Raw genomic sequence first — 6,988 nt, forward strand, 5'->3', positions numbered from 1 at the left:
ATTAACCACCTTGCTGCATTTCGATGAATTACAGTTAAATTTACAAGTGAGGAAGTGATATCACCGTGTCGTCTAGGACTCTTGAAAATAAGCAGCCACAACGTCGGCCTTCACCGGGTTTTGAGTTCTTGAAAGGCGTTGGTCAGATAACTGGCGGTACTTTGTTATCTATCACCATGCTGACAAGCTCTATTGTAGCTGGAGGGCTGGTAGGTTTAGCGATTAGTTTCCGCAATTTGCCCGATGTCAGACAACTGCGTAACTTTTTGCCTTCAGAAACAACTTATATTTATGACATTAAAGGTAAACTCCTGGCCAGCGTCCACGGGGAGGCTAACCGCGAAGTTGTACCATTAGATAGAATTTCACCTAATTTAAAACGAGCCGTACTCGCCAGTGAAGATGGACATTTTTACTATCACCACGGGATTAATCCTACAGGTATTGGGCGTGCCATTGTAGTTAACGCCGTTGCAGGTGGTGTTAAAGAAGGTGGTTCTACCATCACCATGCAGTTGGTGAAAAACTTGTTTTTGTCGCAAAAACGCGCCATTACTCGAAAATTAGCCGAGGCTGTCTTAGCAATTCGTTTAGAACAAATTCTTACCAAAGACCAAATTTTAGAAATGTACCTCAATCAAGTGTATTGGGGTCACAATAATTACGGTGTCCAAACAGCCGCCCGCAGTTACTTTGATAAGTCCGCCGAAACCTTAACCTTGGCAGAGTCGGCTATGATGGCGGGTTTAATTCAAGCCCCAGAAGAATTTAGCCCCTTTGCTAGTATGAAGCTGGCAAAACAAAAGCAAAAAGAAGTGCTAGGGCGGATGCTGGATTTGAAATGGATCACCCAGCAAGAATATGATGATGCGTTAAAGCAAGAAATTAAACTTGGTAGAATCAGGTCTTTCCAAGGTAGCGCCTTACCTTATGTTTCTAATACTGTATCCCAGGAATTAGCGAAAAAGTTTGGGCGTGACGCATTACTCAAAGGCGGGATGCGCGTCCAAACTACAGTTGATGCTAAATTCCAAATGATGGCAGAAGACACTGTGAAAAAATGGCATCAAACTCTTTTAAGCCAAGGGTTGTATAAAAACCAAATTGCTTTAGTAGCCATTGATCCGCGTACCCATTTTATTAAAGCGTTGGTGGGTGGTGTAGATCCCAAGGTGAGTGAGTTTAACCGCGCCACTCAAGCACTACGTCAACCAGGTTCTTCTTTTAAACCGTTTGTTTACTATGCTGCTTTTGCCACTGGTAAGTTTGGGCCAGACTCAACTGTCATTGATGCGCCAGTGAGTTACCGTGATGGTAATGGTTGGTATTATCCCAGGAACTATGATGGAACCTTTGGCGGGGCGATGTCGATTCGCAAGGCTTTATCAGTATCTCGGAATATCCCGGTGATTAAGCTGGGTAAGACTGTGGGGATGTCAAAAGTTATAGAAGTTTGCCGGACTTTGGGAATTATGAGTCCAATGGAACCTGTAACTTCCTTACCTTTAGGTGCAATTGGTGTGACACCTTTGGAAATGACTAGTGCTTATGCGACTTTTGCTAACTACGGTTGGCAATCTCCGCCAACAATTATTGCGCGGATTACTGATAGTAGTGGCAATGTATTGCTAGATAATACGCCTAAGCCTCAGCTAGTGCTTGACCCTTGGGCTTCAGCAGCAATTATCGATACTATGCGTTCAGTAATTACCGAAGGTACGGGGAAAAACGCCGCCATCGATCGCCCTGCGGCTGGTAAAACAGGGACAACATCTTCCGAAAAAGATATTTGGTTTGTTGGTACTGTACCCCAGCTAACTACTGCTGTTTGGGTAGGGAGAGACGATAACAGACAATTAGCTCATGGTGCTACTGGGGGTGTCATGGTAGCTCCCATCTGGAAAGATTTTATGACTAAAGCTCTCAAAGGCGTACCAGTAGAAAATTTCAAACCGCCTTCCCAGTTCCCTCGTCCAAAAGGAAACTAAATCGCTACGCGGAAGTCAAAAATCAAAAGTCAAAAAGCTTATATTAAAAGCTTTTTACTTGAAATGGTATCTTGATTTCCGCCCTGTTGTAATAGCTTGAGAGTTTGGATTTTGGATGACTTAATCAATCCAAAATCTAAAATCTCAAATCCAAAATCTTTAGGGTTGTTTTTCCAGTTCGGCTTTCATCCGTTCTAAAGTGAAGTTCATTTGATCAAACATCTGTTGCGGAGTGATGCCAAACTGACCAAGCTGAGTTTTTAATTGTTCTACTGTCATTTGTGCCATGAAATCCTCTGATAGCTCAAATCGCTTCATAAAGATGCGATAGCGATCCATCATGGCTTCCATTTGTTCAATAAACAGTTTTTTACCTTCGCGGTCAAACTTGCCATAACTATTACCAAGTTTAATGAGGGCTTGGTAATCTTCAAAAAGCTCTTTTGCTTCTTGCTGCACTATCTCAGAATCAAAGAATCCCATGTTGCTTATCTTTAACTGAGTACTGACACTCAGCAGCTTATAGTGATGCTTATATTTTTATTCTAGTCTAGGGGATGATTAGAGAAAAGAAACTTCGGTTAAAGTACGGTTTTTCACAGAGATTCCAACACTTGACTTTAGCGACTTTCTGTTAATGTGATGGTGTCATTAATCAGAGAGAAAAAACTTATGGGACTGTTTGACCAAATCCTCAGTGCGGTAGGTAATACCAATCAATTGGGGGGGATTATCAATACTGTACAACAACTGAGCGATCGCACTGGTGCCGATGCCTCGACAATCCAATCAGTTTTGGGAATTGTGGGTAATTATGTCCGCTCTTCTTTACAAGAAAAGCAAGCTACCAATGGCGAAGGTGAAGTCCAAGCTTTGGTAAACCAATATGCCGGTACTTCTCCTAATCCCCAAGCTGTCGATTCGCTGTTTTCTGGAGAAATGCAGCAACAAGTGGCTGAGGCGGTTGCTCAACGCACTGGTTTAGATGCTGGGACTATTCAACAATTACTACCTTCAATAGTGCCAGTAGTGCTGAATTTTCTCCAATCGAGTGGTAGTAATTCTGTGTTAAATGCTTTTTTAGACGCAGATAGAGATGGCGATGTTGATATTACTGACGCGATTCGCTTGGCTAGTCAGTACCTCGGTAGATAATCAAGTTAATTTGCAAATTTAATTTACTAATTTAGTTTTGCTTGTCAATATCCAAAACTAATTTTGTTTCAGACAATACTTTAGAGCTGTTGCCAAATACTCATACTGCTCTAAAGTATTGTAAATCTGTGCAGAAATCCTGATCAGCATTCCTGGTGATTCAGTCCAAGGAACCACTTGTACTTGAATACCAAATTGATCCAACAATTCATCATGTAGCCAAATATGATTTTGATTTGCCAAACTCACAGGCATTGGTACAACAGCCATTGAACCGATCATTTCTGCTGGACAAGGTGGTTGGACTTGTAGGATTGTACAAAGTAACTGTCTAGCTTGGATAACTAGCTGATGATTGCGCTGCATTAATTCTACCCAACCACCGGGTAACAGTGAACCCATCAAAGCGATCGCTTCTGGTACGCACATATAAGCTGTGGGATCATCTGTACCTGTCCAGTCAAATTCCAACTGAAAGCGGCTTTTATCAGTGCGTGGTGAGTTAGCACCGTGGCTAATTGTCAGGGGATGAATTTCTGCTTGTTTATCCCGCCGCACATACAAAAATGCGGCTCCCTTGGGTGCAGAAAGCCATTTATGACAGTTCCCCGTATAGTAAGTTGCCCCAATTTCTGCCATATTTAAGGCAATCATTCCTGGTGCATGAGCGCCATCAATTAATGTCTCAACACCCCGCAACTGTAATTCCTTGACTAGCTGCGCTATGGGGAAAATTAACCCTGTCTGGCTAGTTATATGGTCTAGTAATGCTAAACGAGTTTTAGGTGAAACTTGCTCTAATACGGCGGCAATTATTTGTTGTGGCGACTCCACAGGGAAAGGAATCTGCGCTACAACTACCCGCGCTCCCGTGCGACTCGTAATAAAGTTTAAAGCATTGCGACAAGCGTTGTATTCATGGTTAGTCGTCAGAATTTCGTCATCGGGGGCAAAATGTAAAGAACGCAACACTGAATTTACGCCAGTTGTCGCATTTGGGACAAATACTAAATCTTGGATATCAGCATGAATAAAAGCTGCCAATTGGCTGCGAGCATTGTCTAATAAAGGTTCCCACTTTCTGCCAAAAAAATTTACTGGGTCTTGTTCCAACTGCGATCGCAAACTCTGCTGCACTGCTAACACCGCTTTTGGACAAGCACCATAAGAACCATGATTAAGAAACACTACGCTAGGGTCTAGTGTCCAAAGTCCTTGGTAAGATGAAGATTGAAGTTTGAAACCTAACTCTTCACACTTCATACTTTACCCTTCATACTTTTAAAACTCCCCAGACTGGATTCGAACCAGTGACCAATCGATTAACAGTCGATCGCTCTACCGCTGAGCTACTGAGGAACGCTGTCGCTCACAATTTCTAATAGTAGCTTAATCACTAAGAAATGGCAAGTACTTTTGCTAATTTTTTTCTCAAGTCTCATGTTGTCCAATATTGTCACTAAAAACCCTGCCTGAAGGAAGATTAGAGACTTATGGATGTTGCGTTACTGTAATCCCATACGCAATGCAGCCAACTTCTGTCGCGCTTTATCATCAATGGCACTAGCCAAAAACCTACTGTTAGATTTTTTGCGAGTTTGATATTTTTGGCGAACTCGGCAAACTGTGGTTTCGACAGCACTACAAAGCTGTTGTGCTGATAACCATTCCGCCCCGTATCCTTGTACTACTAATTGTTGCGCTCTGTCTGAGGTAGCCACAATCATCCGCGAAATTCGAGATGCAGTTATCTGCGATCGCAAGGAAGCACAAATTTTTTCGATGTAAGTATCTGCCGTTTGCCCAAAATCAGTGTAGTAAACAGAAACTAATTCTGTAATCACTTCTTTATTGCTAGAAGCGTTATGATATTGAGCATCGAAAACTATTTGAGTTTCGTAACCTTGAAAAGCACTGTAACCGATCATGGCTTCGACCAGTTCCCAACGTGCTGCTTCTAAACCAGCACTATCACGGGTTTTTTTCAGACAAGGCCAAGCGCCAATTATGTTGTAACCGTCCACCAACAGAACGGCTGGGACTGAGGAACGGGGCATGGTTTTTAATCACAATTTTCTAGAGTTAACACAATCCATTCATAACTTTTATAGTAATTGAAGCATTCGCTGTAACACTATGTTACAAAGCACTAAATAATGCGAAGAGATTGCAAAATTTATCTCAAAAAAGTTCTCAATTTCAGAAGTCAGTTACCAAAAAAGAGAATTACTTAAATCAATTTAGAGGTAAAAAACCCTGTATTTGCAAGCCTTTTGTCTGCTGATTGGTTGCTATACTAATTGCCTACAAATGTAAACGCGCCTTTAATGAGGCGCGTTAGAGATGTTAAAAATTATTGATGAATTAAGTTGAGCATTTAAGGTGATTCATCATTCACTTTCATTAATCGTTGTTTGAGGCGTTGGGGTTCACCCCAATCAACTAAAGAACCTTTATCGAGTAAAAAAGCCCCATCACAGTAATTCAACTCATCCAGGCGGTGAGTTACCCACAAGGCTGTAATACCGCGACTTTTGACTAGGCGGTGGACACCAGCCACTAAATCTAATTGGCTATCAGGGTCAAGTAAAGCTGTGGGTTCATCTAATAATAAGATTTCACAGTGACGAGCGATCGCACCAGCAATCGCCACACGTTGTTTTTGTCCCCCACTCAAAGCATATATCGGGCGTAATTGCAGTTGCAGCAAATTTACCGCCCCTAAAGCTTCTTCAACTCTTGCTCTCACCATAGCAGGCGGCAATTTTTCTTCCACCAGTCCAAAAGCCACATCTGCACCCACCGTTGGCATAACTAATTGATGATCAGGATTTTGGAACACAAAACCGACAGGAGGTAAAACACCAATTTCACCAGACTGGGGCTGTAACAGCCCCGCCAAGAGTCGGAGTAGAGTTGATTTGCCACTGCCATTAGTACCCAAAAGCATCCAAAATTCACCTTTGGGAACCGCTAGAGAACAAGACTTGATAGCCGCCTCACCACTAGGCCAATTGAAATTTAAGTTTTTGACTTGAATGCCCACTTCCGTCATTGCTACACCTTACTCGCCTGCTAAGGCAAAAAAGCCAGGTGGTCTGCCACTGCTAGTGCTAACACCATCTTTCTGAATAATCTGTACCCCAGAAATTTCACTAGCACGAACAGCGATTTTTTTCTCTGTCTTACCTTCACACTTGAGTTCCACAATATCAGGATTGCCAGAACGCATCGCTGCCAAAATGAGTTGGTAGACAGCCTCAGCGTCTTCTGTTGACTTCCGTTGAACTGATATGGGGAAGGCGGTGTTTCTTACACTTATGTCAATGGTAAACATTTAGGATTAATCAAACATATCTGTGGACTCATTTTAGCGTCCAAGAATGAGGGAGTGGGGAATAGGGAGTGGGGAGTGGGGAAAAATGTTTTTTTCATTCATACTCGGCGGCGCACTGCCTATCGTCGGTATTAAATGAGAGTTGTTTAGAAAGTCAAAAATCTCCCCAAACCCTAATCACAACTTCCTAATCACCACTGACTCTTCCCCAAAAGATTAAATTTGACTCAGAATCCCCTGGAAAAATTAACGATTTTCACCTAGAATTATTAGAGTCAGTAAAAAATTGTAAACTGGATTGACAAACCAGTTAAAAATCTGCATTGAAGAGGCTGCTACAAAAGAGCCTGCAAGCAGAACTGTACTTATAAGAAAATATTTGGAGTTTCACTCTCATGACCATCGCAGTTGGACGCGCCCCAAGTAGAAGAGGGTGGTTTGACGTACTAGACGACTGGTTAAAGCGCGATCGCTTCGTGTTTGTAGGTTGGTCAGGAATATTACTATT

At 42.3% G+C, this 6,988-nt stretch carries 7 protein-coding genes, 1 tRNA gene and 1 pseudogene; 3 read left to right on the forward strand and 6 right to left on the reverse strand.

What is annotated here, in order from left to right; genetic code table 11:
* Window positions 1-65: 65 nt before the first annotated feature.
* Window positions 66-1,988, forward strand: a complete 1,923-nt coding sequence (locus H6G79_RS05965) for a transglycosylase domain-containing protein (RefSeq protein WP_190591673.1) — start codon at window positions 66-68, stop codon at window positions 1,986-1,988.
* A gap of 159 nt (window positions 1,989-2,147) precedes the next feature.
* Here the strand turns inward: H6G79_RS05965 and H6G79_RS05970 are convergent, their stop codons facing one another.
* On the reverse strand, window positions 2,148-2,471 hold the full coding sequence (locus tag H6G79_RS05970; RefSeq protein ID WP_062292641.1) for a DUF1825 family protein: 324 nt from the start codon (window positions 2,469-2,471) through the stop codon (window positions 2,148-2,150).
* A 189-nt stretch (window positions 2,472-2,660) separates the two neighbouring features.
* Here H6G79_RS05970 and H6G79_RS05975 point away from each other — a divergent pair, with 189 nt between their 5' ends.
* Entirely contained in the window at window positions 2,661-3,143 is a 483-nt protein-coding gene (locus H6G79_RS05975; protein ID WP_190591674.1) for a DUF937 domain-containing protein, read from the forward strand.
* A gap of 57 nt (window positions 3,144-3,200) precedes the next feature.
* On the opposite strand, the gene H6G79_RS05980 is transcribed toward H6G79_RS05975, so the two are convergent.
* The 5 genes from H6G79_RS05980 to H6G79_RS06000 form a co-directional block, all read right to left on the reverse strand.
* Window positions 3,201-4,406 (reverse strand): aminotransferase class V-fold PLP-dependent enzyme, encoded by a 1,206-nt coding sequence (locus H6G79_RS05980; RefSeq protein WP_190591675.1) that lies wholly within the window; start codon window positions 4,404-4,406, stop codon window positions 3,201-3,203.
* A gap of 24 nt (window positions 4,407-4,430) precedes the next feature.
* Window positions 4,431-4,502, reverse strand: a tRNA-Asn gene (locus H6G79_RS05985).
* 146 nt (window positions 4,503-4,648) lie between these two features.
* Window positions 4,649-5,200, reverse strand: a complete 552-nt coding sequence (locus tag H6G79_RS05990) for an NYN domain-containing protein (RefSeq protein WP_190591676.1) — start codon at window positions 5,198-5,200, stop codon at window positions 4,649-4,651.
* Between the two features lie 320 nt (window positions 5,201-5,520).
* Entirely contained in the window at window positions 5,521-6,198 is a 678-nt protein-coding gene (locus H6G79_RS05995) for an ABC transporter ATP-binding protein (protein WP_190591677.1), read from the reverse strand.
* Between the two features lie 9 nt (window positions 6,199-6,207).
* Window positions 6,208-6,480 carry a hypothetical protein gene (locus tag H6G79_RS06000; RefSeq protein WP_190591678.1) on the reverse strand — a complete coding sequence of 91 codons (273 nt, stop codon included), beginning with the start codon at window positions 6,478-6,480 and terminating at the stop codon, window positions 6,208-6,210.
* 395 nt (window positions 6,481-6,875) lie between these two features.
* On the opposite strand from H6G79_RS06000, the pseudogene H6G79_RS06005 reads away from it, so the two are divergent.
* Window positions 6,876-6,988: pseudogene (locus H6G79_RS06005) on the forward strand (photosystem II D2 protein (photosystem q(a) protein)); the annotation flags it as partial.

Origin of the sequence: Anabaena sp. FACHB-83, from assembly GCF_014697485.1 — a bacterium.
Taxonomy (GTDB): domain Bacteria; phylum Cyanobacteriota; class Cyanobacteriia; order Cyanobacteriales; family Nostocaceae; genus Nostoc_B.

Bases quoted from the DNA above. Each gene is read 5' to 3' on its own strand.
- H6G79_RS05990 (WP_190591676.1), bottom strand. From the start codon at position 5,200: ATGCCCCGTTCCTCAGTCCCAGCCGTTCTGTTGGTGGACGGTTACAAC.
- H6G79_RS05975 (WP_190591674.1), top strand. From the start codon at position 2,661: ATGGGACTGTTTGACCAAATCCTCAGTGCGGTAGGTAATACCAATCAA.
- H6G79_RS05995 (WP_190591677.1), bottom strand. From the start codon at position 6,198: ATGACGGAAGTGGGCATTCAAGTCAAAAACTTAAATTTCAATTGGCCT.
- H6G79_RS06000 (WP_190591678.1), bottom strand. From the start codon at position 6,480: ATGTTTACCATTGACATAAGTGTAAGAAACACCGCCTTCCCCATATCA.
- H6G79_RS05980 (WP_190591675.1), bottom strand. From the start codon at position 4,406: ATGAAGTGTGAAGAGTTAGGTTTCAAACTTCAATCTTCATCTTACCAA.
- H6G79_RS05970 (WP_062292641.1), bottom strand. From the start codon at position 2,471: ATGGGATTCTTTGATTCTGAGATAGTGCAGCAAGAAGCAAAAGAGCTT.